This window comes from Streptomyces sp. NPDC058758, assembly GCF_042746075.1.
Lineage (GTDB): Bacteria > Actinomycetota > Actinomycetes > Streptomycetales > Streptomycetaceae > Streptomyces.
Genome location: NZ_JBHYPS010000004.1, coordinates 222,201 through 243,428, shown reverse-complemented (window position 1 = coordinate 243,428; position 21,228 = coordinate 222,201). Strand labels below are relative to the sequence as shown.

Annotated in this window: 21 protein-coding genes and 1 tRNA gene; 14 read left to right on the top strand and 8 right to left on the bottom strand. The window is 74.0% G+C overall.

What is annotated here, in order from left to right:
- From ACFW6A_RS07540 to ACFW6A_RS07510, 7 genes are all read left to right on the top strand, one after another.
- The gene (locus ACFW6A_RS07540; RefSeq protein WP_386639289.1) at window positions 1-324 is read left to right on the top strand and encodes a SpdD-like protein; all 324 of its coding nucleotides are present in this window, start codon (window positions 1-3) and stop codon (window positions 322-324) included.
- A gap of 5 nt (window positions 325-329) precedes the next feature.
- Entirely contained in the window at window positions 330-878 is a 549-nt protein-coding gene (locus tag ACFW6A_RS07535) for a GGDEF domain-containing protein (protein WP_386639287.1), read from the top strand.
- 92 nt (window positions 879-970) lie between these two features.
- Window positions 971-1,150, top strand: a complete 180-nt coding sequence (locus ACFW6A_RS07530) for a hypothetical protein (RefSeq protein ID WP_386639284.1) — start codon at window positions 971-973, stop codon at window positions 1,148-1,150.
- A gap of 5 nt (window positions 1,151-1,155) precedes the next feature.
- Window positions 1,156-1,341: a hypothetical protein gene (locus ACFW6A_RS07525; protein WP_386639281.1), complete on the top strand. Its 186-nt coding sequence runs from the start codon at window positions 1,156-1,158 to the stop codon at window positions 1,339-1,341.
- Window positions 1,342-1,345: 4 nt separating this feature from the next.
- On the top strand, window positions 1,346-2,749 hold the full coding sequence (repSA, locus tag ACFW6A_RS07520; RefSeq protein WP_386639278.1) for a replication initiator protein RepSA: 1,404 nt from the start codon (window positions 1,346-1,348) through the stop codon (window positions 2,747-2,749).
- A gap of 2 nt (window positions 2,750-2,751) precedes the next feature.
- On the top strand, window positions 2,752-2,955 hold the full coding sequence (locus ACFW6A_RS07515) for a helix-turn-helix domain-containing protein (RefSeq protein WP_386639275.1): 204 nt from the start codon (window positions 2,752-2,754) through the stop codon (window positions 2,953-2,955).
- Entirely contained in the window at window positions 2,955-4,100 is a 1,146-nt protein-coding gene (locus tag ACFW6A_RS07510) for a tyrosine-type recombinase/integrase (RefSeq protein WP_386639272.1), read from the top strand. The genes ACFW6A_RS07515 and ACFW6A_RS07510 overlap by 1 nt, the downstream gene beginning before the upstream one ends.
- Before the next feature lie 71 nt (window positions 4,101-4,171).
- Here ACFW6A_RS07510 and ACFW6A_RS07505 read toward each other — a convergent pair.
- Window positions 4,172-4,244, bottom strand: a tRNA-Arg gene (locus tag ACFW6A_RS07505).
- A 99-nt stretch (window positions 4,245-4,343) separates the two neighbouring features.
- On the opposite strand from ACFW6A_RS07505, the gene ACFW6A_RS07500 reads away from it, so the two are divergent.
- On the top strand, window positions 4,344-5,951 hold the full coding sequence (locus ACFW6A_RS07500; RefSeq protein ID WP_386639269.1) for a class I adenylate-forming enzyme family protein: 1,608 nt from the start codon (window positions 4,344-4,346) through the stop codon (window positions 5,949-5,951).
- A 145-nt stretch (window positions 5,952-6,096) separates the two neighbouring features.
- On the opposite strand, the gene ACFW6A_RS07495 is transcribed toward ACFW6A_RS07500, so the two are convergent.
- The gene (locus ACFW6A_RS07495; protein ID WP_351841540.1) at window positions 6,097-7,368 is read right to left on the bottom strand and encodes a M6 family metalloprotease domain-containing protein; all 1,272 of its coding nucleotides are present in this window, start codon (window positions 7,366-7,368) and stop codon (window positions 6,097-6,099) included.
- Window positions 7,369-7,832: 464 nt separating this feature from the next.
- Between ACFW6A_RS07495 and ACFW6A_RS07490 the strand changes: the two genes are divergently transcribed.
- The gene (locus tag ACFW6A_RS07490) at window positions 7,833-8,477 is read left to right on the top strand and encodes a TetR/AcrR family transcriptional regulator (protein WP_386639266.1); all 645 of its coding nucleotides are present in this window, start codon (window positions 7,833-7,835) and stop codon (window positions 8,475-8,477) included.
- A gap of 187 nt (window positions 8,478-8,664) precedes the next feature.
- Window positions 8,665-10,206 (top strand): MFS transporter, encoded by a 1,542-nt coding sequence (locus tag ACFW6A_RS07485; protein WP_386482577.1) that lies wholly within the window; start codon window positions 8,665-8,667, stop codon window positions 10,204-10,206.
- Window positions 10,207-10,248: 42 nt separating this feature from the next.
- On the opposite strand, the gene ACFW6A_RS07480 is transcribed toward ACFW6A_RS07485, so the two are convergent.
- On the bottom strand, window positions 10,249-10,770 hold the full coding sequence (locus tag ACFW6A_RS07480; RefSeq protein ID WP_351841782.1) for a MarR family transcriptional regulator: 522 nt from the start codon (window positions 10,768-10,770) through the stop codon (window positions 10,249-10,251).
- A 132-nt stretch (window positions 10,771-10,902) separates the two neighbouring features.
- Here ACFW6A_RS07480 and ACFW6A_RS07475 point away from each other — a divergent pair, with 132 nt between their 5' ends.
- Window positions 10,903-11,691, top strand: coding sequence for a dioxygenase (locus ACFW6A_RS07475; protein WP_386639263.1), 789 nt, complete (start codon window positions 10,903-10,905; stop codon window positions 11,689-11,691).
- A 24-nt stretch (window positions 11,692-11,715) separates the two neighbouring features.
- On the opposite strand, the gene ACFW6A_RS07470 is transcribed toward ACFW6A_RS07475, so the two are convergent.
- Window positions 11,716-12,723 (bottom strand): questin oxidase family protein, encoded by a 1,008-nt coding sequence (locus ACFW6A_RS07470; protein WP_351841532.1) that lies wholly within the window; start codon window positions 12,721-12,723, stop codon window positions 11,716-11,718.
- A gap of 425 nt (window positions 12,724-13,148) precedes the next feature.
- Between ACFW6A_RS07470 and ACFW6A_RS07465 the strand changes: the two genes are divergently transcribed.
- Entirely contained in the window at window positions 13,149-14,153 is a 1,005-nt protein-coding gene (locus tag ACFW6A_RS07465; RefSeq protein WP_351841530.1) for a sigma-70 family RNA polymerase sigma factor, read from the top strand.
- Window positions 14,154-14,242: 89 nt separating this feature from the next.
- Here the strand turns inward: ACFW6A_RS07465 and ACFW6A_RS07460 are convergent, their stop codons facing one another.
- Window positions 14,243-15,211, bottom strand: coding sequence for a transcriptional regulator (locus tag ACFW6A_RS07460; RefSeq protein WP_351841528.1), 969 nt, complete (start codon window positions 15,209-15,211; stop codon window positions 14,243-14,245).
- Between the two features lie 62 nt (window positions 15,212-15,273).
- Between ACFW6A_RS07460 and ACFW6A_RS07455 the strand changes: the two genes are divergently transcribed.
- On the top strand, window positions 15,274-16,824 hold the full coding sequence (locus ACFW6A_RS07455) for an MFS transporter (RefSeq protein ID WP_386639259.1): 1,551 nt from the start codon (window positions 15,274-15,276) through the stop codon (window positions 16,822-16,824).
- 76 nt (window positions 16,825-16,900) lie between these two features.
- Here the strand turns inward: ACFW6A_RS07455 and ACFW6A_RS07450 are convergent, their stop codons facing one another.
- Window positions 16,901-17,818 carry a hypothetical protein gene (locus ACFW6A_RS07450; RefSeq protein ID WP_386482590.1) on the bottom strand — a complete coding sequence of 306 codons (918 nt, stop codon included), beginning with the start codon at window positions 17,816-17,818 and terminating at the stop codon, window positions 16,901-16,903.
- Window positions 17,819-18,141: 323 nt separating this feature from the next.
- Between ACFW6A_RS07450 and ACFW6A_RS07445 the strand changes: the two genes are divergently transcribed.
- Window positions 18,142-19,203, top strand: a complete 1,062-nt coding sequence (locus ACFW6A_RS07445; protein WP_386482593.1) for a glycosyltransferase — start codon at window positions 18,142-18,144, stop codon at window positions 19,201-19,203.
- Between the two features lie 25 nt (window positions 19,204-19,228).
- On the opposite strand, the gene ACFW6A_RS07440 is transcribed toward ACFW6A_RS07445, so the two are convergent.
- Window positions 19,229-20,005: a DUF6227 family protein gene (locus ACFW6A_RS07440; RefSeq protein WP_351841520.1), complete on the bottom strand. Its 777-nt coding sequence runs from the start codon at window positions 20,003-20,005 to the stop codon at window positions 19,229-19,231.
- 126 nt (window positions 20,006-20,131) lie between these two features.
- Window positions 20,132-21,220 carry a P1 family peptidase gene (locus ACFW6A_RS07435; RefSeq protein WP_386639256.1) on the bottom strand — a complete coding sequence of 363 codons (1,089 nt, stop codon included), beginning with the start codon at window positions 21,218-21,220 and terminating at the stop codon, window positions 20,132-20,134.
- Between the last annotated feature and the right edge of the window lie 8 nt (window positions 21,221-21,228).

Here is a 21,228-nt window from a genome sequence, read left to right as displayed (position 1 = left end):
ATGCTCCAGCCCCGCATCCCGGTCAACCCGCTCCCGACCGGCCACCCCATCCCCATCCTCAAGCCCACCCCCGACGACATCGAGCCCGCCCCGGCCTCCGTTGTCGTCCCGACCCCGGCCCCGGCCCCGGTTCCGTCCCGTGCCTCGGTTCAGCTCACCCCGGGCAGTGCGGTCGCCCTCGCCGCTGGCGGCGGTGCCGTCGTCCTGGTCGTCGGCGCCGTCCTGGTCTCCATGCTCCTCGCCGTCGCCATCAGCGCCGCGTCCATCGCCGTCGTCGCGGTCGTCCTGCGGCTTCTGGTCCGCGACATGCAGAAGGGCCGGTAGCGCTCGTGGACACGCAGACGATCGCGGCGGCGGGCTTACCGGCCCTGGGATGGGCCCTGCACGGTGGGCTGCTCTGGCGCCGCCTGGCCACCGCCCGCCGAGACCCCCTGACCGGCCTGCACACCCGCGCCGGATGGACCACCCGGGCGGAACACCTCATGGCCAAGCACCCGAACACGCTCGTGGTCCTGGTCGACATGGACGACTTCAAGACCATCAACGACACCCACGGCCACGCCGCCGGAGACACGGTCCTGACCGCCACCGCCGCCAGGCTCACCGCCTGGTGCGGCCGGCACGGCATCGCCGCCCGCCTCGGCGGAGACGAGTTCGCCGCCATCGTCACCGACCCCGCCCGCACCCCCGGCCTCGCCAAACTCCGGGCCGCGCTGGACGCGCCGGTCACCCACCGCGGGCACGTCCTGCCGGTCTCCGCCTCGGTCGGCCACTGCCACCGCGACCAGCTGCCGGTCCCGGTCCTCACCGATGCCCTCTCGGCCGCCGACGCGTCGATGTACGCGGTCAAGGGCCACGGCAGGCGCAACACCCGCTAGCGGCCCCCGGGGCGGCCTCGGTCGCCAAACTTCCGCCGCCCCGGGCGCCATCAACCCCGTTCCAGATCCACCGGACCCGAAAGGGAAACCTCATGATGCCCCAGACCTCGGCCGCCCGCGTCTGCTCCCACTGCGACGGCTTCCCCGTCGTCCACATCACCACCGGCACCACCCCGGACGGACAGCGCCGCACCCTCGCCGCCACCTGCCCCGCCTGCAAGGGCACCGGCACCCGCACCACCCCCGCCGCCCTCGCCCGCGCCGGGAAGTGACCGCGATGGCCAAGCTCACGCCCTCGCCGGACCGGCCCGGCTTGCACGTCAGCAAGCTGTCGCCATCCGAGCCCGCCACCGCGTCCGCCGTCTGCCACTGCGGCGCCACCGCCACCGCCACGGGCGACGCCCAGGTCGGTGCCTTGGTCGCCGGATGGAACGCCCACCACGGTCCCGCCCACAAGGAGTGAGCACGTGATCGACTCCGCCACTGCGGCGGGCCTGGACCCGGCCACCCTGAGCGACCTGCTCCGGGTCGCCGGGTCCCCCGGCTTCGACCGCCTCACCGAACAACTCCGCCGCACCGGCGGCTGCACCGCCCCCATCCGTCTCACCGGCGGCACCAAGCTCCTCGACCCCGCCACCAAGACCGTGATCCACGCGTACACCACCGACGCCGAACCCGGCGGCGTCCTGCGCGTGGCGTGCGGCAACCGACGCGCCTCCCGCTGCCCGGCCTGCGCCTGGACCTACGCCGGCGACACCTACCACCTCATCCGCGCCGGCCTCACCGGCGACCCCGACAAAGGCACCCCCGAGACGATCCGCGAACACCCCCGGGTCTTCGCCACCCTCACCGCCCCGTCCTTCGGCCCCGTCCACAACCGCCCCGGCACCCGCCCCTGCCGCTGCGGCACCCAGCACCCCGAGGACGCACCCGAACTCGGGACCCCGCTCGACCCGGCTACCTACGACTACGCGGGCGCGGTGCTGTGGAACAACCACGCCTCCGAGCTGTGGCGGTACTTCACCATCTACCTCCGCCGCGAGATCGCCGCCCGCGCCGGCCTCACCCAGAAAGCCGCCCGCGAACAGTCCCGCGTCTCCTTCGGCAAGGTCGCCGAGTACCAGAAGCGCGGCGCCGTCCACTTCCACGCCGTCATCCGCTTCGACGGCCCCGACGGACCGCACACCCCGCCCCCGCACTGGGCCACCCTCGACCTCCTCACCGACGCCATCCACGCGGCCGCCGCCCGCGTCCGCGTCACCGTCGACGCCGCCCCCGCCCACGGCATCGCCCAGGACCTCGTCCTCACCTGGGGCACCCAGCTCGACGTCCAGCCCATCGGCGCCTTCGGCCAGGGCGAAGAACTTACCGAACAGGCCGTCGCCGCCTACGTCGCGAAGTACGCCACCAAAGCCGCCGAGACCACCGGCACCGTCGACCACCGAGTCGGCAACAAGGAAGCCCTCGTCCTCCTCGGCGTCCCCGGCCACCCCCGGCGGCTGATGGAAGCCTGCATGGACCTCGACGCCGCATACCCGGACCGCCGCCTGCGCGCCTGGGCCCACATGCTCGGCTTCCGCGGCCACTTCTCCACCAAATCCCGCGCCTACTCCACCACCCTCGGCGCCTTACGCCAGGTCCGCGCCGACTACCGCGCCGCCCAACAACGCGCCGCCCTGGGCCTGCCCGACCCCGACGAACACCCGGAGTCCACCCTCCTCGTCGTCGCTCACTGGGCCTACGCCGGCCACGGCGCCACCCCCGGCGAGTCCTGGCTCGCCGCCAACATCCGTCGCGACATCCAGCACAACCGCGAACACGCCCGCGAACTCCGCGCCCAGCTCGAAGCGTCCACCGAACAGGAGTGGTGACCATGTCCGCACGTCTGCTCACCGTCGCCCAGGTCGCCGAACTCCTCGGCACCTCCGTCCGGTTCCCTCGGCGCCTGATCGAAGAACGGCGGATCACCTTCGTCAAGGTCGGTCGGCATGTCCGCATCCCGGAGCCTGCCGTCGAGGCGTACATCGCGACCCACACCGTGGAGCCCGTCGTGCGGCGCTTCGGGAAGGTGGCGTGATGGCGAACCGCACTGGCCGGCGTCGTCGGTTCGGGACCGTGCGGCAGCTCGCTTCGGGTCGCTGGCAGGCCCGCTATCGCGATCCGCTGTCAGGCGAGACGAAGTCCGCGCCGCAGACTTTCGTCACCAAGACCGACGCCGACGTATGGCTGACCACCATCGAGGCGGAGATCATCCGGGGCACCTACCAGGCGCCGGACGCGGGCAAGGTCGAGTTCGGTCCGTACGCCGATGACTGGTTGAAGCACCGCAAGTTGGAGGACCGTTCCCGGGAGCGGAACGAGGGCGTGCTCCGGCTGCACATCAAGCCGACGTTCGGCGCCGGGACCCTGGCCGCGATCACCACGCCTCGCGTCCGCGCCTGGCGTACCGCCCTGCTGGAATCCGGCGTGGGCGAGCCCACCGTGGTCAAGGCGTACCAGCTCCTGCGGGCGATCCTGAACACGGCGGTGGACGACGAGCTGATCCGTCGCAACCCGTGCCGCATCAAGGGCGCCGACCATTACGACGTCCCGGAGCGTCCCGTCCTCACCGTCGCCGAGGTGTACGCCGTGGCCGACGCCATCCAGGCCCGCTACCGGGTGCTCGTCCTCCTGGCGGCATTCACGACCCTCCGCTTCGGTGAGCTGGCCTCGCTCCGCCGCCGGGACATCGACCTGAACCGTTGCGTGGTCATGGTCCGCCGTGCCCAGTCCGAGCTTCAGAACGGCAAGCTCGCCGACAAGGCGCCGAAGTCCGCCGCCGGCGTCCGGCCGGTCGCCTTCCCCGCCGAACTCGTCCCCGAGCTGACTCACCACCTGGAGCACTTCGCCGCGGCCGGGCAGGACGGACACCTCTTCCAAGGGCCCCGCGGCGGCCTGCTTCGGCGGAGCAACTTCCGCGACGACTGGACGAGCGCACGCGCTGAGGCCGGCGTCTCCGGAGACGTGCACTTCCACGACCTCCGCCACACCGGGAACACGCTGGCCTCCAGTGCCGGGGCGAGCACGCGTGAGCTGATGACGAGGATGGGACACAGTACGACCCGGGCCGCGCTGATCTATCAGCACATGACGAGCGACCGTGATCAGCACATCGCGGGGAAGCTCGGGGAGATGATCCGCCGGGCCCGAGGAGAGGGTGATTCGCCTCCTTCTGGCACGTAGGTGGCACGGACGCGATCATGCGAAAGGGCCAGCTCCGGGGAAAAGTCCCCGTGAGCTGGCCCTTCGGTTTGTGCCCCCGGCAGGATTCGAACCTGCGACACCCGCTTTAGGAGAGCGGTGCTCTATCCCCTGAGCTACGGAGGCGGGGCTTGGACAGCGTAGCGGATGGGGGGTTGGGGGGTGGGGTTGTGGGTGGGGGTTGGGGGTGGCTAGCTTCGGTGGGACGGGTGAGAGGGGTGGGGCGTGCTGACGGGTGAGGGGGCGCCGTTCGAGGTGGCGGACGGGGTGTACGTGCGGGGGCCCCGGACGCTGCGGGAGTTCGTCGAAGTGGTGTGGGGGTTCGGGGACCGGGTTTTTCTGGTGGGTGAGGGGGAGTCCGTCACCTATCGGGAGTTCTTCGACGCGGCCTGTGGGCTGGGGCGGCGGCTGGCGGGGGAGTACGGGCTTCGGCCGGGGGACCGGGCCGTGGTCGCGATGCGGAACCTGCCGGAGTGGCAGGTGGCGTTCTGGGGGGCCCAGCTGGCGGGGCTCGTCGTGGTGCCGTTGAACGCGTGGTGGGGCGAGGAGGAGTTCGCCCACGCGCTGGACGACTGCGGACCGGGGGTGCTGCTGGTCGACGGCGAGCGGGTCGGGCGGGTGCGGGGGTGGGCGTGGGCCGCCGGGGTGCCGGGGATCGTGTTCCGGGGGGAGGCCGAGCCCGGGTTCGCGGCGTACGAGGTGGACGACGATCCGCTGCTCGGGCCGCCCGACGTCGAGGTGGCGCCCGAGGACGACGCCACGATCTTCTACACGTCCGGGACCACGGGGCGGCCCAAGGGGGCCGTCGCCACGCACCTCGCGCAGGCCGGGGCCGCGGTCCATCCGCGGTACTTCGCCGCCGCGGCCGCCGTCGCGCGGGGGGAGCGGCCGGGGGGCGGGGCGCCGGTGGTGTCCCTGACGACCTTCCCGTTCTTCCACGTCGCCGCCTTCACCTCCCTGTACGCGGTGATGGCGGCGGGCGGCACGCTGGTGATGATGCGGAAGTGGGACGCGGCGCGGGCGCTGGAGCTGATCCGCGAGCACAAGGTGACCCATTACGCGGGGGTGCCGACCACCGCGCTGCAGCTGCTCGCGCGCGCCCGGGAGACGGGGGACGGGCTGGAGAGCCTGGTGCTGCTGAGCACGGGCGGGGCCGCCGCGCCGCCCGCGGTCACCGGGGAGCTGGCGGAGGGGTACGGGGAGCGGATCGCGCCCCGGAACGGGTACGGGCTCACCGAGACCTGCGGCGGGGTGCTCGCCAACGTCGGGGCCGAGTACCGCGAGCACCCCGGGAGCGTGGGGCGGCCCTCGCCGGCCACCGAGGTGCGGATCGAGGCTCCGGGGGACGACGGGGTCGGCGAGCTGTGGCTGCGGGGGCAGTCGCTCTTCCGGGGGTACTGGGGGAACCCGGAGGCGACCCGGGCGGCCTTCGCGCCCGGCGGGTGGTTCCGCACCGGCGACCTCGCCCGGGTGGACGCCGAGGGGCGGGTCTCGATCGTCGACCGGCTCACCGACCTGGTGATCCGGGGCGGCGAGAACGTGTACTGCGTGGAGGTGGAGCAGGTGCTCCAGGCGCACCCGGACGTGCTCGACGCGGCCGTCGTCGGGGTGCCGCACCCCCTGCTCGGGGAGGAGGTCGGGGCGGTCGTGCGGCTCCGGGCGGGCTCCCCGGCCGGCGCGGAGGGGCTGCGGGCGCACGTCGCCGCGCGCCTCGCCGCCTTCAAGGTGCCCGCGCACGTCCTCGTACGGGACGAGCCGCTGCCCCGGAACGGCGGCGGGAAGGTCCTCAAGGGCGAGCTGCGGGAGCTGTTCGCGCCCCTCGGCCCCGGCTGAGGGGACCCGGTCGAGTGGCCTCGGCTGAGGGGCGCCGGTTGAGGGGCCCCGGCCGAGGGGCCTCGGTCGAGGGGCCCCGGTCGGGGGGAGGGTGAGGGGCGCCGGCCGAGGAGCCGGGGGCCGGGCCGGTGCGGTGTGGCGGGGGTCATTCCCGGGTGACGCGGACGCGGAAGCTGCCGGTCGGGTCCTCGTCGACGACGCCTATCCGGATGCCGTTGGTGCGGTCGGTGAAGGCCTCGCCGGGGCGGAAGGGGGCGTCGGAGAGTTCCGCGTGGACGTTGGGGCGGCGGGTGCAGCCGCCGCTGGTGCGGTCGCTGTCGGCGACGGTCACCGGGCCGTGGCCGGTGTCCACGTCGGACTCGACGCGGTAGACGAGGACGCCCGGCTCGCAGACGGCCTCGTCGTTGCCCTCGCGGGTGCGGACCTCGACGGCGTACCCGGTGGTGTCGGAGAGCGGGACGAAGACCATCTTGGGGCCGCCGGCGACGGCCAGCGGGGTGAGCAGGTGCTCGCTGGTGCCGGCGGCGGAGGCGCAGCGGATCTGGTCGTTGTCGAGCCAGCCGAGCTTCCACTTGTGCCAGCCGAGCAGGTCGTTGTTGGCCCCCCAGTCCTCGGACATGATGTCCCAGTGGCCGACCGTGCCGCCGCCGTCGGCGGTGTAGAGGTCGGGCAGGCCGAAGACGTGGCCGTTCTCGTGGGGGAGGACGCGGTAGCCGGTCTGGGCGTAGCTGCCGGAGCCGTCGTCCTGGCGGCTGTAGACGAAGGACGTGTTGGCGAGCGGGACGCCGTCGGCGTAGGGCGCGTCGTCGTTGCCGGAGAAGGTCACGGACAGGACGGTGTCGAGGGCGGAGGGGCCGGCGTTCGGCGTGACCAGGACGTTGACCAGGTCGTAGGCGCTGAAGTCGACCTTCGGGTCGGCCGCCTTCACGATGTCCTCGACGAAGGAGCGGTAGCCCGGTTCGTACGGGGCTCCGCGCTCGATCCCGTACGAGGAGAACGGCTTCGGCATCCGCAGCCAGTCGGGTATCGGGGCCTCGGAGTGGTACTGGAGCCGGCCGTAGGAGCTGACGCGGAACCAGTCGGAGGTCTGCGGGAAGAACTCCCGGAAGCGGGACATGGCCGTGCCCTCGCCGCGGGCGTCGGGGAAGTCGACCATGAGCGTGAGGGCGCGGACGCGACCGGTGGAGCGGGCGTACCCGGGGGCGGTCGGCAGCCCTTCCGACATCTGCACACCCAGGGTGGTGGCGATGCGGCACGGTCCGAGCCGGGTGGTGTCCGGCGCGGCGGCCACCGGGCCGGCCGAGGCCGGGGCGGGCCCGGGGAGCGTGGTGCTCGCGGAGACGAGCACGGTGAGCAGGAGGGCCGAGGTCGCCGCGAGGGCGACCGGTCTGCGTATCCGCCGGCGGGTGTGCTGCATGCGGTCGCCTCTCCGGTCGGGGCCAGGTCAGCGGCGTGGTGTGCCGTGGGCTCAGCCTGTGCGGAGCGGCGCGGGGGCGCGCGCCGGGTGGACCGATCGTGGGTATCCGGCGACGGAGCGTGCGGAGTGATGCAGGTCACATTGGCGGGCGAAATAAGCGGGGATTCCTTCCCCGTTTAGGAGAGAGTTCGACGAAGTGGGGACTGTTTCCCCGGATGGCTCCGAACGGCTGAGAGGCCGGGGGCCCGGACGGCCGAGGAGGTCGTGGCGTGATCCGCACCGACGGAGAGGCCCCTGCGGGGGACGGCGTCCGCGCCGACGGGGAAGCCCCCGAGGGGCGCGCTGTCCGCACGGGCGAAGAAGCTCCTGTGGGGGGCGACATTCGCGCCGATGGGGAAGCCTCCGGGGGGCGCGCTCTCCGCGCCGGCGAAGAAGCCCCCGCGGGGGGCGATGTGGTCGGCGGGGTGCCCGCGCGCCGCGTGCCCCGGCCGCGCGCCGACGCCCTGCGCAACCGTGAGCGGCTGGTGACGGCGGCCCGCGAGATGTTCGTGGAGTTCGGCCCCCTCGTCCCCTACGACGAGATCGCGCGCCGGGCCGGCGTCGGCAACGCCACGCTCTACCGGAACTTCCCCGAGCGCGCCGACCTCGTCCACGAGGTCGTCCTCTCCCTGACCGCCCGGGTCGCCGGGCTCGCCGAGCGGGGTGCCGAGTCGGTCCGCGCCGGTGAGGCGGACGCCTTCGAGGCGGTGCGGGACTTCGTCCACGGCGCCGCCGACGAGCGGGTGGGCGCGCTCTGCCCGATGCTCGACGCGGGCTTCGACCACGACCACCCCGATCTCGTCGCCGAGCGCGGCCGGCTGGAGGAGTCCGTCGAGGAGCTGCTCGGCCTGGCGCACGCGGCGGGCCGGCTCCGCCCGGACGTCGGCGCCGGCGACCTGCTGGTCGGCGTCTCGCAGCTCACCCGGCCGCTGCCCGGCACCGGCTGCGCCGCCTTCGCCCCCTTCGTCCACCGTCATCTCCAGCTCTTCCTCGACGGCCTGGAGGCGCCCGCCCGCTCGGTGCTGCCGGGCTCGGCCGTGACCCTGGAGGACCTGAGACGCGACGCGTGACGACGGCCTCCGGCCCCCGGGTCCCCTAGGTCCCCGGCCCTCCGGTCCCCGGGTCTTCCCCCTCGGGGCCCTCCCTCCCCGGGTCCACGGCCCCCCGGCCCACGGCCCCCCGGGGCCCAGGGCCCACCCCCCCAGACTTCCGAAAAGTCCTTTTTCTTCATTTACGCACCAAGAGGTGGCTACCCCCATGTCCGAAACCGCCGGGACCTCCCGGTCGACGGCCGGCCTCCAGCCCGACCCCGGTCGCTGGAAGGCCCTCGTCTTCATCGCCCTCGCCCAGCTGATGGTCGTGCTCGACGCGACCATCGTGAACATCGCCCTCCCCTCCGCCCAGCAGGACCTCGGCATCTCGGACGGCAACCGGCAGTGGGTCATCACGGCCTACGCCCTCGCCTTCGGCGGTCTGCTGCTCTTCGGCGGGCGCATCGCCGACCTGTGGGGCCGCAAGCGCACCTTCGTCGTCGGCCTGATCGGCTTCGCCGCCGCCTCCGCCCTCGGCGGCGCGGCCACCGGCGAGGCCATGATGCTCGGGGCCCGCGCCCTCCAGGGCGCCTTCGGCGCGCTCCTCGCGCCCGCCGCGCTGTCGCTGCTCGCCGTGACCTTCACCGACGCCAAGGAGCGCGCCAAGGCCTTCGGCATCTACGGCGCGATCGCCGGTGGCGGCGGCGCCGTGGGCCTGATCCTCGGCGGCTTCCTCACCGAGTACCTGAACTGGCGCTGGACCTTCTTCGTCAACATCCCGTTCGCGGTCGTCGCCGCCGTCGGCGCGTACCTGGTGATCCGCGAGCCGGCCGGCGGCCGCAACCGCTCCGCGCTCGACGTCCCCGGCGTGATCCTCTCCACCCTGGGCCTGGTCGCGCTCGTCTACGGCTTCACCCGCGCCGAGTCCGAGGGCTGGAGCGACGCCGGCACGATCGGCATGTTCGTGGGCTCCGTGGTGCTGCTCGGCGCCTTCGTGCTCGTCGAGGCCAAGGTGAGGAACCCGCTGCTGCCGCTGCGCGTCCTCACCGACCGCAACCGCGGCGGCGTCTACCTCTCGCTCGGCCTCGCCGTCATCGCGATGTTCGGCCTCTTCCTCTTCCTGACCTACTACCTCCAGGTCGTGAAGGGCTACTCGCCGGTCATGACCGGCTTCGCGTTCCTGCCCATGATCGCGGGCATGATCATCGGCTCGACCCAGATCGGCACCCGGCTGATGACCCGGGTCCCGCCGCGGCTGCTCATGGCCCCCGGCTTCCTCACCGCCGCGGTCGGCATGCTGCTCCTGACGCAGCTGGAGGTCGGCACCTCCTACGCCGGGCTGATCCTGCCCGCGCAGCTGCTGCTCGGCCTCGGCATGGGCACCGCCTTCATGCCGGCCATGTCGCTCGCCACGCACGGCGTGGACCCGAAGGACGCCGGCGTGGCCTCCGCGATGGTCAACACCTCGCAGCAGGTCGGCGGCGCCATCGGTACGGCCCTGCTGAACACGATCGCCGCCTCGGCGACGACCGCGTACCTCACCGACCACGCCGCCGGCGCGACCACCCCGGCCGCCCAGAAGCTGCTCCAGCTCCAGGGCATGGTCGAGGGCTACACCGCCGCGATCTGGTGGGCCGTCGGCATCCTGGCCGTCGCCGCGACGATCGCGGCCGTGCTGATCACCACCGGGAAGCCGGACACCGGCGCGGTCGCAGGCTCCGGCGCGGGGGCCGACGACGAGGTGAAGGTGCCGGTCATCGCGCACTGACCCCCGGGACCCCCCGGACGTGATCCCCTGCCCTGGCCCCGCTCAGCGGAGCCAGGGCAGGTCCGCGTCCGGGCCCGCGGGCTCCAGGCCCTCGGCCATCACCCGCATGATCGCGCCGAGCTGTTCGACCTGCTCGGGGCTGAGCCGGTCGAACATCGCCTGGCGCACCGCCGCCACGTGCCCGGGCGCGGTGCGCCGCAGGACCTCCACGCCCTCGTCGGTGAGCCGGGCGAACTGGCCGCGCTTGTCGGAGGGGCACTCCTCGCGCCGGACCCAGCCATTCTTCTCCAGGCGGGCGACGGCGTGCGAGAGGCGGGAGCGGGTGATCTTGGCGCTCTTCGCGAGCTCCGTCATGCGGAGCCGGCGGCGCGGGGCCTGGGAGAGCTGGACGAGCAGGCCGTAGTACACGTGCGGCATGCCGGCGTCGCGCTGCAACTGGCGGTCGAGGTGGTCCTCCAGGAGCGTGGTGGCGTGGAGGTACGAGCGCCAGACGCGCTGTTCGCCGTCGCTGAGCCAGCGCGGTTCCGGTCCGGTCCTGTCGCCCACGGCGCCCGTCTCATCCATGCCACCCATACCACCCATCGTACGACCCATTCTTGAAAGTTGAACTATGTAGGTTTAGGCTGCACACATCAGCTTGAAGTTTCAAGAACTTCTCGCTTCCCCAGTGGTTCTGCCGGAGGAGGAGACGTCGTCATGGACGCCACGCAGGAACGGATGCCCGCGCTCTACCTGTCCCACGGCGCCCCGCCGCTCGCCGACGACCCGGTCTGGCCCGGCGAACTCGCCGCCTGGTCGGCCGGCCTGCCCCGCCCCAGGGCGATCCTCATGGTCTCCGCCCACTGGGAGGAGGCCCCGCTCGCCCTCGGCGCCACCGAGACGGTCCCCCTCGTCTACGACTTCTGGGGCTTCCCCGAGCACTACTACCGGGTCCGGTACGACGCCCCCGGCGCGCCCGCGCTCGCCGAGTCCGTCCGCAAGCTGCTCCGCTCGCCCGGCACCCCCGTGCAGGACATCCCCGACCGGGGCCTCGACCACGGCGCGTACGTGCCGCTCGTCGAGATGTACCCCGGCGCCGACATCCCCGTCCTCCAGATCTCCATGCCCACCCTCGACCCGCGCCGCCTCATGGACATCGGCCGCAGGCTCGCCCCGCTGCGCGACGAGGGCGTGCTGATCGTCGGCAGCGGCTTCTTCACCCACAACCTCGCCGCCCTCCGCCACCCCGGCGGCGGCGTGCCGGGCTGGTCCGCCGAGTTCGACGCCTGGGGGCACGAGGCCCTCGCCGCCCGCGACGTGGACGCCCTGCTCGACTTCGAGCGCAAGTCCCCGGCCGGGCGCCTCGCCCACCCCCGTACGGAGCACTTCGCCCCGCTCTTCGTCACCATGGGCGCGGCGGACGCGGCCGGCGACCTCGACGCCGAGCGCTCGGTGATCGACGGCTTCTGGATGGGCCTGGCGAAGCGCTCGGTGCAGTTCGGCTGAGCCCCCGGCCCGCCCCCGGGCGGTTCACAGGGCCGGCGGGTTCAGCTCCACCGAGCGGACGGCGGCGGCCAGCGCGAGCGGACCGCCGACGTCCAGCGCCGTGTCCGTGAACTTGATCGTGTGGTCGTCGCCGTGCGCCGCCGCCCGGGCGAAGACCTCCTCGGGGGCGAGGCCGGCCGGCGCGTACGGAGCGGCCTCCCGCGGCGTGTACGCGGCCGTGACCGCCGCCGAGGCCGTCCAGGCCGCCGCGAGGCTCGGCGCCCACAGCACGCGGGGCAGCGCGGGCAGCGTCCGCAGCACGGCGTTGGGCGCCGTCGCCGCGTGCACCAGCATGATCGGCTCGCCGTGCCCGTGCGTCGCGTAGCGGTGCGTCGCCGCCGTCACCAGCTCGGTGAGCAGCCCCTTCGCCGTATCGGGGTCCGGTGCGGAGCCCCAGACCGGGAACGCCGTGAGCTGCGCGAGGCGCTCCCGGATCCCGCCCTCCTGTCGCGGCACCGGCGGTACGGCGCCGAGCGCGGCGGCCGCGTCCGGCGCGGCGGCCAGCGGGGCGAGCGGCGGGAGCGGCCGGTGGCGGGCGGCCCAGTAGCCGAGCGCGTGCGCCAGCTCGGCCCGCCGGGGCGCCGTTTCGCCGCCGGGCGCGAGCAGGGTCCGTACGGCGTGCCCGGTGCGGATCACCGGATGCGTGGCGCCGCCCGCGATGCCGGGCAGCAGCCGGGGCCACCACTCCGCCAGCACCTCCCGCCAGGGCCGGTCCGCCAGCTCCCGGGCGAAGTACCGGGTCCAGTCCGTGATCCGGGCCGGGTCGCCGAGCGCCTCCCGCCAGTTCGCCGCGGTGACCGGGGCGTGGGGCGCGGGCGCCTCCTCCAGCTTCGGCGCGTACGCGTCCAGCCAGCGGTGCACGGCGGCGGCGTGCCCGTGGCGGGCCAGCGCCTCCACGGCCATCGGCGCGTGGTTGGTGAGCCAGCCGTTCCGCTCGGGACCGGTGGCGTGGAGCCGTTCGAGTGCCTCGTCGAGGATGCCGGTGGTGTCCATGGGGGGACGGTAGGGCGGGGGAGGGGCGGGCCGTAACGGGCCCGGGACCTACGCCGCATGGTGCCGGGACCTACGCCCGGGGGCCCGGGCCCCCCGCCGCGGGGCCCGGTCGACGCTCCCGGGGCAACCTCCGGGGCGGCGGGCGGCGTCCTGAGGAGTGAGGGACGGGACGCGGGGAAGCCGGGAGTGTGACGGCTGTCTCACCGACAGTGTGGTCGGGAAAGGGCCGGAGGGCCGCTCCGTGGGCTCTGACCTGCGGATCCGTGAGGATCACGGGCCGACGGGCGGAGTGAAGGCCGCGCAGGATACTGCATGATCGCGAAAATCCTGAGCCTCCTGGGAATTCTGTCCCGATTCCGGTCGTTGTTTCCGTCGGATGCAGGGCACCCGAAAGGTGTCGCGACCTACTCAGCAAGGGAGCACGCATGGCAACCCGTGCCGTCGCCCGTCGTCAGTCCGCCGCCAAGAGCGGGGACGGCCGGGCAAGCAGCGTTCGCGCCGTGGGCGGGGAGATCGCCGACCGCGACCTGGTCGGCATGTACCTCGACGAGATCGCGCGCACCCCCCTGCTCGACGCCGCCAAGGAGGTCGAGCTCTCCCAGACCATCGAGGCGGGCGTCTACGCCCAGCAGATCCTCGACGGCGAGGTGGAGGACACCGAGGCGGCCGGGGCGAGCCGCGAGGAGCTCGAGGCACTGGTCGCCGAGGGCGAGCGGGCCAAGGACCTCTTCATCAAGTCCAACCTGCGGCTCGTCGTGGCCGTGGCCCGGCGCTACCCGCGCAGCGGCCTGCCCCTGCTCGACCTGATCCAGGAGGGGAACGCGGGCCTGGTGCGCGCCGTCGAGAAGTTCGACTACGCGAAGGGCTTCAAGTTCTCCACGTACGCCACGTGGTGGATCCGCCAGGCCATCACCCGGTCCATCGCCGACCAGTCCCGCACGATCCGCCTCCCCGTCCACCTCGTGGAGGAGCTGGGCCGGATCCGCCGGGTCCAGCGCGAGTTCAACCGCGAGCACGGCCGCGAGCCCGAGCCCGCGGAGGTCGCCGAGGAGCTGGGCTCCACGCCGGAGCGGGTCACGGACGTCCTCGACTGGGCGCGCGACCCGGTCTCGCTCAACATGTCGGTCGACGACGAGGGCGAGACGCAGTTCGGCGACCTCCTGGAGGACACCTCGGCGATCTCGCCGGAGCAGTCCGTCCTCACGCTGCTGCGCAGCGAGGAGCTCGACGATCTCATCGACAAGCTCGACCACCGCACCGCCTCCATCATCCGGATGCGGTACGGCATCGAGGACGGCCGCGAGCGGACGCTGACGGAGGTCGGCAAGGAGCACGGGCTCACGCGCGAGCGGATCCGCCAGATCGAGAAGCACGCGCTGCTGGAACTGAAGAAGATGGCACGGGACACGGGCTTCGACGCGGTGGCCTAGGGCGGCCGGCGGCCGTCCCTTCCGCCACGACCCGGGTACGGGAAGGGCCCCGCCCTCCGCACGGAGGGCGGGGCCCTTCCCGTACCCGTTCACCGCGTCGCGCTCGTCAGACGGGCGGCCAGGGCCGCCAGGTGGGCGCGGAGGGGGGCGGGGCCGTGGACCGTGAAGGGGGCCTCCACGAGGGCGAGGCGGATGGCGAGCCACTCCACGGAGTCGGTGACGCGGGCGCGCAGGCGGCAGCTGTCGGGCCCGGTGGAGACCGGCGCGAGGTGCGCGGGGAAGCGGGCGGCCACGGACTCCGCGGACGCGGAGAACTCGACGTCCAGGTCCAGCTCCGTCTCCCGCTCCCGCTGCGCCCGGTTCATCGAGCGGACCAGGTACGCCGCCTCGTCCCCCTCCGGCAGCTCCCGCGCCGTGAAGCGCGCGCCCGTCGCGAGCGGGTCGGTGACGCGGTCGACGCGGAAGGTCCGCCAATCCTCGCGCCCGAGGTCGTACGCCACCAGGTACCAGCGGCGCCCGGTCGACACCAGCCGGTACGGCTCCACCAGCCGCTTCGACTCGGCGCCGTCGCCCGCGCGGTAGCTGAAGCGGAGCCGTTCGCGGCCGGTGACCGCACCCGCGAGGGCGGTCAGGGTGGAGGGGGCGACGGTGGCGCCGTCGCCGTGGGTCAGCGGCAGGGTCGCGTTCTGGAGCGTGGAGACCCGGTGCCGCAGCCGCGCCGGCAGCACCTGCTCCAGCTTGGCCAGCGCCCGTACCGACGCCTCGTCGACGCCTTCGATGGCGTGCCCCGCGCCCGCTCGGAGTCCGACGGCGATGGCGACCGCCTCCTCGTCGTCGAGGAGCAGCGGGGGCATGGCCGTGCCGGCGACCAGCCGGTAGCCGCCGATCGAGCCCCTGGTCGCCTCGACGGGGTAGCCGAGGTCCCTGAGCCGGTCGATGTCGCGGCGGATCGTGCGCGGCGAGACCGAGAGCCGGTCGGCGAGCTCGCTGCCGGGCCACTCGCGCGGGGTCTGGAGGAGCGACAGCAGGGTGAGGAGTCGTGCCGGAGTGTCCGTCATGGAGCACAGCATGACGCCGAAATAGGACGCGATCCGACCTAGAGGCCTTCTACGGTCCTCCCATGAGCGCACACGAGACCGACGCCGCCACGGGGGCGGACAGCACCACCACGGGGGACAGCAAGCGCTGGATCGCCCTGGCCATCGTCATGACGGCCGCCTTCATGGACCTGGTCGACGCCACGATCGTGAACATCGCGATCCCCAGCATCGAGCACGACCTCGGCGCCGGCTTCGGCGCGATCCAGTGGATCACCGCCGGCTACGCGCTGGCCTTCGCCGCCGGTCTGATCACCGGTGGCCGACTCGGCGACATCTACGGCCGCAAGCGGCTCTTCCTCCTCGGCACGGCGGGCTTCACGCTCGCCTCCGCGCTGTGCGGCCTCGCGGCGAACCCGGAGATGCTGGTCGCCTCGCGCCTCCTCCAGGGCGCGGCGGCGGCGATGATGGTGCCGCAGGTGCTGTCGATCGTCCACGTCACCTTCCCCGCGCACGAGCGCGGCAAGGTCTTCGGCATGTTCGGCGCGATCGTCGGCCTGGGCGCGGTCTCGGGCCCGCTGCTCGGCGCGCTGCTCACGGAGTGGAACATCGCGGGCCTGGAGTGGCGGCCGATCTTCCTGATCAACCTGCCGGTCGGCGTCGCCGCGCTGCTCCTCGGCCGGAAGTACATCACCGAGTCGAAGGCGCCGAAGGCGCTCCGGCTCGACCTGGTCGGCGTCGTGCTCGTCACCGCCGCGCTGCTCCTGCTGATCTACCCGCTGACCCGGGGCCGCGAGCTGGACTGGCCGCTGTGGGGCCACCTGATGATGGCGGCCGCCCCGGTCGTCTTCGGCGTCCTCGTCGCCTACGAGCGGTACAAGACGAAGAAGGACGGCTCGCCGCTGGTCGAGCTGTCGCTGTTCCGCGTGAAGTCCTTCGCGGCCGGCATCGCGGTGCAGCTGACCTTCGGCATCGTGCTCGGCATCTTCTTCCTGGTGTGGACGCTCTACATGCAGATCGGTCTCGGCTGGACCGCCCTCAAGGCGGGTCTGACCGGTGTGCCGTTCTCGATCGCGGTCTCCATGGCGGCGGGCATGTCGGTCCAGCTGCTGGTGCCGCGCTTCGGCCGCAAGGTGCTCCAGGCGGGCGCGCTGACGATGGTCGCGGGCATCCTGCTCTACTTCTTCGCCGCGGGCCGGTACGGGGCGGGGATCTCGCCCTTGCAGATGATCCCGGCGCTGGTGGTGATGGGCCTCGGCATGGGCCTGATCGTGGCGCCGCTGACGGACGCGGTGCTGTCGGAGGTCCCGAAGGAGCACGCGGGTTCGGCGTCGGGTCTGATCAACACGACGGGCCAGATGGGCAACGCGATCGGCCTGGGCCTGGTGTCGGTGGTGTTCTTCGGCGTGATCGACGACCGGGGGCCGGCCCGGGCGCCGGCCGACGTGGCGGACGCCTTCGCGGACGCCTTCCGCAACTCCCTCGGCTGGGCCGCGGTGGTCCTGGGCGGCATCTTCCTGGTGATGTTCGCCCTGCCGGCCAGGCCGAAGCAGCACCTGGAGGGCGGCGGCGAGGGCGACGCGGACGGTGCCGCGCCGGCCGCGGTGGAGAAGGAGCCGGCGCTCGCCGGCTGAGCACGGAGCGAAGGGCCCCGGTCCGTGGACCGGGGCCCTTCGCGCGCGGCCGTCCGTGCCGACGGCCGCGGGGTCGTCAGCGGTTGACCGCGCCGCCGTGCCTCAGATCGCCCTTGAACCCGGTCGCGCTCCTCACGAGGGGGGTCGGGGTGGCCTGCTGCACCCAGGGCTCGTCCCAGACGAAGGTGTTGCCCATGATGTCGCCGTGGGTCTGCCAGACCGCGCCGGTCGTGGTGATCACCTTGACGAAGGCGTCGTTGCCCTGGGCCTCGATGGCGATGCCGCAGGCGGTGGCCGGGTAGTCCGGGTTGGCCGGGTCCGTCATCGTCGCCGTGGTGTTGGTGAGGTCCTGCCAGACGATGGCGCCGCCGGGGACGTCCGCCTTGCCGACGAACGCGTTGCCGCCGTAGAGCGCGGCCTGGAAGTCCTCGCTGTTGGACGGGCTGTACGTGTCGATGTCCACGCACGGGCCGGTGGGGCCGGTCGCGCCCGTGGCTCCGGTCGCCCCGGTCGCGCCAGTGGCTCCGGTCGCGCCCGTCGCGCCCGTGGCACCCGTCGCCCCGGTCGCGCCCTTCGGTCCCTGCGGGCCCTTCGGGCCGGTGGGGCCCGTGGGACCGGTGGGGCCCGGCTTGCCCTTGTCGCCCTTCGGCCCCTTCGGGCCGGTCGGGCCCTTGGGGCCGGTGGGGCCGGTCGGGCCCTTGCAGCCCGTCGTCGGGACCGCCGCCGACCTCGGGCCGGCGGCGTCCTCCTGCGCCAGGAAGTCCTCCAGGGCGGCGGTGTCCGGGGAGCCCGGGAGGGCCCGGTGCTTGCAGCCCGTCATCGGGTCGGACGCCGCCGCGTCCACGGCCGGGGCCTGCGGGGTGCCCCACGCCGAGGCGGTCGGCGCGAAGCCGGTGAGGACGAGCGCGACCGAGGCGAGCGTGCCGCCGCCGAGCCAGACGCGCCGCCGGGGGAGCGGGCCGAACGGGGACCGGGTCCTGGGGTCAGGACGCATGGGGGTGCTCCTTCCTCCGCCGGCGCCCGGCGGCGCCGGCGCGAGTGCCGGGGGGATCCGTGCGGCAGGACCTGCCGGAACCGGACCGTGGGATGAACTTCCCATCGGTTCATCGGACCGCCGCCGCGCCGCCTTGACGGCCTCCGGGGCACTCTCAGCGCCATGGCGTAGCGCCGCCAGCCGAATGGATGCGTACGCGGCGGGGAACGCGGAGCCCTCCGTCGGCGCGCCGCCGCCGGGCCCGTACCGGGGCGTGCCTACCGTCGCCCCCCGACCGAACCGCGAGAAGTGGTGTTGCCATGCGGCCGTCCCTCTGCTTGTGCATGATCGTCAAGAACGAGTCCTCGGTCATCGAGCGGTGCCTCGCCTCCGTCCGGGGCCTCGTGGACACCTGGGTGGTCTCCGACACGGGCTCCACCGACGGCACCCAGGACCTCGTCAGGAAGGCCCTCGCCGGGATCCCCGGGGAGCTGGTCGAGGAGCCCTGGGTGGACTTCGGGCACAACCGGAGCCTCAACCTCGCCCGCGCCCGGGCCCGCGGGGCCGACTTCCTGCTGCTCCTCGACGCCGACCACGTCCTGCGCCAGGACGGTCCGCTGCCGGAGCTGACGGCCGACGCGTACATGCTGCGCCACGAGGGCGAGGTGGAGTACCGGATCAAGCGCCTGGTCCGGGCGGCCCTGCCGTGGCGGTACGAGGGCGTCACCCACGAGTACCTGACCCCGGACCGCGACCACCAGCAGCGGAACCTGGACGCGCTGGTCATCGAGGACCACGCCGACGGCGGCTCGCGGCACGACAAGTTCGAGCGGGACGCCCGGCTGCTCGGCGCCGAACTGGTCCGCGACCCGGGCAACCCGCGGACGGTCTTCTACCTCGCCCAGACCATGCGGGACATGGGCCGCACGGGGGAGGCGATCGGGCTCTACGAGCGGCGGGCGGCCATGGGCGGCTGGGGCGAGGAGGTGTACTACGCGCTGCTCCAGGCCGGGGTGCTGGCCGCCGAGGCGGGCGACTGGCCGGCCGGGCAGGACGCCCTGGTCCGCGCCTGGGAGGCCCGCCCGGAGCGCCTGGAGGCGGTGTACGAGCTGGCCTCGCGGCTGCGCGTGGCCGGCCGCCACCACGCCGCGCACGCGCTGCTGGCGGCCGTCCTCGACCGGCCCGTGCCCGCCGAGGACCTGCTCTTCGTCCAGCCGTGGGTCTACCGCTGGGGGCTGCTCTTCGAGTACTCGGTCACCGCCTACTGGGTCGGCGACCACGCGGCCTCCCTCGCCGCCTGCGACCGGCTCCTCGGCCTGCCCGACCTGCCGGAGCCGTACCGCGAGCAGACCCTGGCCAACCGGGAGTTCGCGGTACGGGAGCTCGGCGTGCCGGCCCAGGTCTGAGCCGGCCGCCGGGGGTGACGGGGCCTCAGCGGACCCGGGAGCGGGCCTCCATCGCCCCGCGGGCCGCGGCCTCCGACTCGTACACCTCGCACATGTGCCGGCCGTCCGGGGTGGCCGTGTGCTCGACCTCCCAGAGGCTCAGCTCGGTGCCGTCGAGCAGCAGGAACTGGTGCTCGTAGAGGGTGAAGCCGGCGTCCCGGCCGCCCTCCACGGGGCAGTTGCGGCCGAAGACCTGGGTGATGTGGTGGGCGAAGGCGATCCGCAGCCGGCGGGCGGTCCGCTCGGCGGGCCGGTCCGCGTTCTCCGCGCGGCGCAGGACGCGGCGGGCGTGGTCCGCCGAGTTGTCCGGCACGTACATCCGGGGCTGGGCCGGTATCGGGTGGGCGAGCAGCGCGCCGAGCGCCGCCAGGTCGTCGTCCTCGTCGAGCGGACGCCCGTCGGACCGCTCCACCGTCCACTCCGGCAGCGGGCCCGCGGGCAGCCGGGAGGCGGCCAGCCGCACCTCGGCCTCCTCCGCGTACAGCTCGTGCTGCTCGGCGCCGTCCCGGCCCGCGTTGTGCACGAGCTCCCAGAGGACGAGGGCGCTGCCGTCGGCCAGCAGGTAGGCGTGGTGGTAGGTGGTGCGGTTCAGGGTGGAGCTGTGGTGCGAGGAGTGCAGCGTGGTGGAGTGGGCGAGCGCCGACTCCAGGCGCTCCACCATCGCGTCGGGCAGGTCGAAGGAGTTGAGCGCCCGGCCGAGAAGCCGCTCGACGTGCGTCTCGGTCGTCTCGTACGGATCGTGGTGATCCCGCGGATCGTTCAAGAGGGTCTCCAGGCCGTCGCCGCATGTCACTTGGTGCTTGCTTAACGTAGTCCCTGGGTCCGACAACGGGGTCGGGGTTACGGAAAACGAGGGGCCGGCGACGGAAGTTCCCGCCCCGCGTCCTTCTCAACTCCCCTGCCGCCACCGGGAGTGCGCGTCCCCGGGCGGGCCGTACAGCTCCGTGTACGAGGGGAAGTCGCCGCCCGGTCCGCGCAGGCCGCCGGGGGCCGCCAGGACCGCGCGGACGATCGCGCGGGTCACCAGGTCGGCGCCGGCCGCCAGGATCTCGTTCAGGGCGAGCGGCCCCGGCGCGGCGGGCAGTTCGCGGGCGCCGGTGGCGAGCGCGAAGACCGTGTCGCCGTCGTTCATCAGGTGCACCGGCCGGATCGCCCGCGCGATGCCGTCGTGCGCCGTGCCCGCCACCTTCTGGGCCTGCGCGCGGCTCAGGACCGCATCCGTGGCGACCACGGCGAGGGTGGTGTTCAGCGGGGGCCGTACGGAGGCGGCGCGGGCCTCGGCGAGCCGCCGGGCCGCCGCCTCGTGCACCGCCGCCGGCGGCGGCACGGGCAGCCCGCCGCCCTCGAAGAGGCTGCCGTACAGGACGCCCGTCGCCGGGTCGAGGGCCGAGCCGACGGCGTTCACCACCACCAGGGCGCCCACCGTGATCCCGGACCCCAGGCGGACGGCCGCCGTGCCGACGCCGCCGCGCAGCCCGCCGACGGCCGCCCCGGTCCCGGCCCCCACCGCGCCCGTCGCCACGCGCGCGTGGTCCCCGGACGCCGCCGCGGCCACCACCGCCGCCCGGCCCGTGGCGGCGTCCGGGCGGGCCCCGAAGTCGCCGCCCCGGCCCAGGTCGAAGACGCACGCGGCGGGCACCACCGGCACCACGTGCGCCGGGTCGGGACCCACCCGCACCCCGCGCCGCCGCTCCTCCAGCCAGGCCATCACCCCGGCCGGGGCCTCCAGGCCGTAGGCGCTGCCGCCGGTCAGGACGAGGGCGTCGATCCGCTGGACCACGTTCCTCGGGTCCAGGGCGTCCGTCTCGCGGGTGCCGGGGCCGCCGCCGCGCACGTCCACGGCCGCCACCGCCCCGCCCTCGGGGGCGAGGACCACCGTCGTCCCCGACAGGGCCCGCGGCCCCGCCACGCGAGCGTGGCCCACCCGGATGCCGGGCACGTCGGTGAGACCGTCGGGGGAGACCGGGGCTTCTGTCATGTCCCCTT

Excerpts from the sequence above, each read along its gene's own strand:
- ACFW6A_RS07475 (WP_386639263.1), top strand. The coding sequence starts at position 10,903 with ATGGACGCCACGCAGGAACGGATGCCCGCGCTCTACCTGTCCCACGGC.
- ACFW6A_RS07465 (WP_351841530.1), top strand. The coding sequence starts at position 13,149 with ATGGCAACCCGTGCCGTCGCCCGTCGTCAGTCCGCCGCCAAGAGCGGG.
- ACFW6A_RS07480 (WP_351841782.1), bottom strand. The coding sequence starts at position 10,770 with ATGGATGAGACGGGCGCCGTGGGCGACAGGACCGGACCGGAACCGCGC.
- ACFW6A_RS07495 (WP_351841540.1), bottom strand. The coding sequence starts at position 7,368 with ATGCAGCACACCCGCCGGCGGATACGCAGACCGGTCGCCCTCGCGGCG.
- ACFW6A_RS07450 (WP_386482590.1), bottom strand. The coding sequence starts at position 17,818 with ATGCGTCCTGACCCCAGGACCCGGTCCCCGTTCGGCCCGCTCCCCCGG.
- ACFW6A_RS07525 (WP_386639281.1), top strand. The coding sequence starts at position 1,156 with ATGGCCAAGCTCACGCCCTCGCCGGACCGGCCCGGCTTGCACGTCAGC.
- ACFW6A_RS07485 (WP_386482577.1), top strand. The coding sequence starts at position 8,665 with ATGTCCGAAACCGCCGGGACCTCCCGGTCGACGGCCGGCCTCCAGCCC.
- ACFW6A_RS07470 (WP_351841532.1), bottom strand. The coding sequence starts at position 12,723 with ATGGACACCACCGGCATCCTCGACGAGGCACTCGAACGGCTCCACGCC.
- ACFW6A_RS07540 (WP_386639289.1), top strand. The coding sequence starts at position 1 with ATGCTCCAGCCCCGCATCCCGGTCAACCCGCTCCCGACCGGCCACCCC.
- ACFW6A_RS07510 (WP_386639272.1), top strand. The coding sequence starts at position 2,955 with ATGGCGAACCGCACTGGCCGGCGTCGTCGGTTCGGGACCGTGCGGCAG.
- ACFW6A_RS07515 (WP_386639275.1), top strand. The coding sequence starts at position 2,752 with ATGTCCGCACGTCTGCTCACCGTCGCCCAGGTCGCCGAACTCCTCGGC.
- ACFW6A_RS07455 (WP_386639259.1), top strand. The coding sequence starts at position 15,274 with ATGAGCGCACACGAGACCGACGCCGCCACGGGGGCGGACAGCACCACC.
- ACFW6A_RS07445 (WP_386482593.1), top strand. The coding sequence starts at position 18,142 with ATGATCGTCAAGAACGAGTCCTCGGTCATCGAGCGGTGCCTCGCCTCC.
- ACFW6A_RS07460 (WP_351841528.1), bottom strand. The coding sequence starts at position 15,211 with ATGACGGACACTCCGGCACGACTCCTCACCCTGCTGTCGCTCCTCCAG.
- ACFW6A_RS07435 (WP_386639256.1), bottom strand. The coding sequence starts at position 21,220 with ATGACAGAAGCCCCGGTCTCCCCCGACGGTCTCACCGACGTGCCCGGC.
- ACFW6A_RS07530 (WP_386639284.1), top strand. The coding sequence starts at position 971 with ATGATGCCCCAGACCTCGGCCGCCCGCGTCTGCTCCCACTGCGACGGC.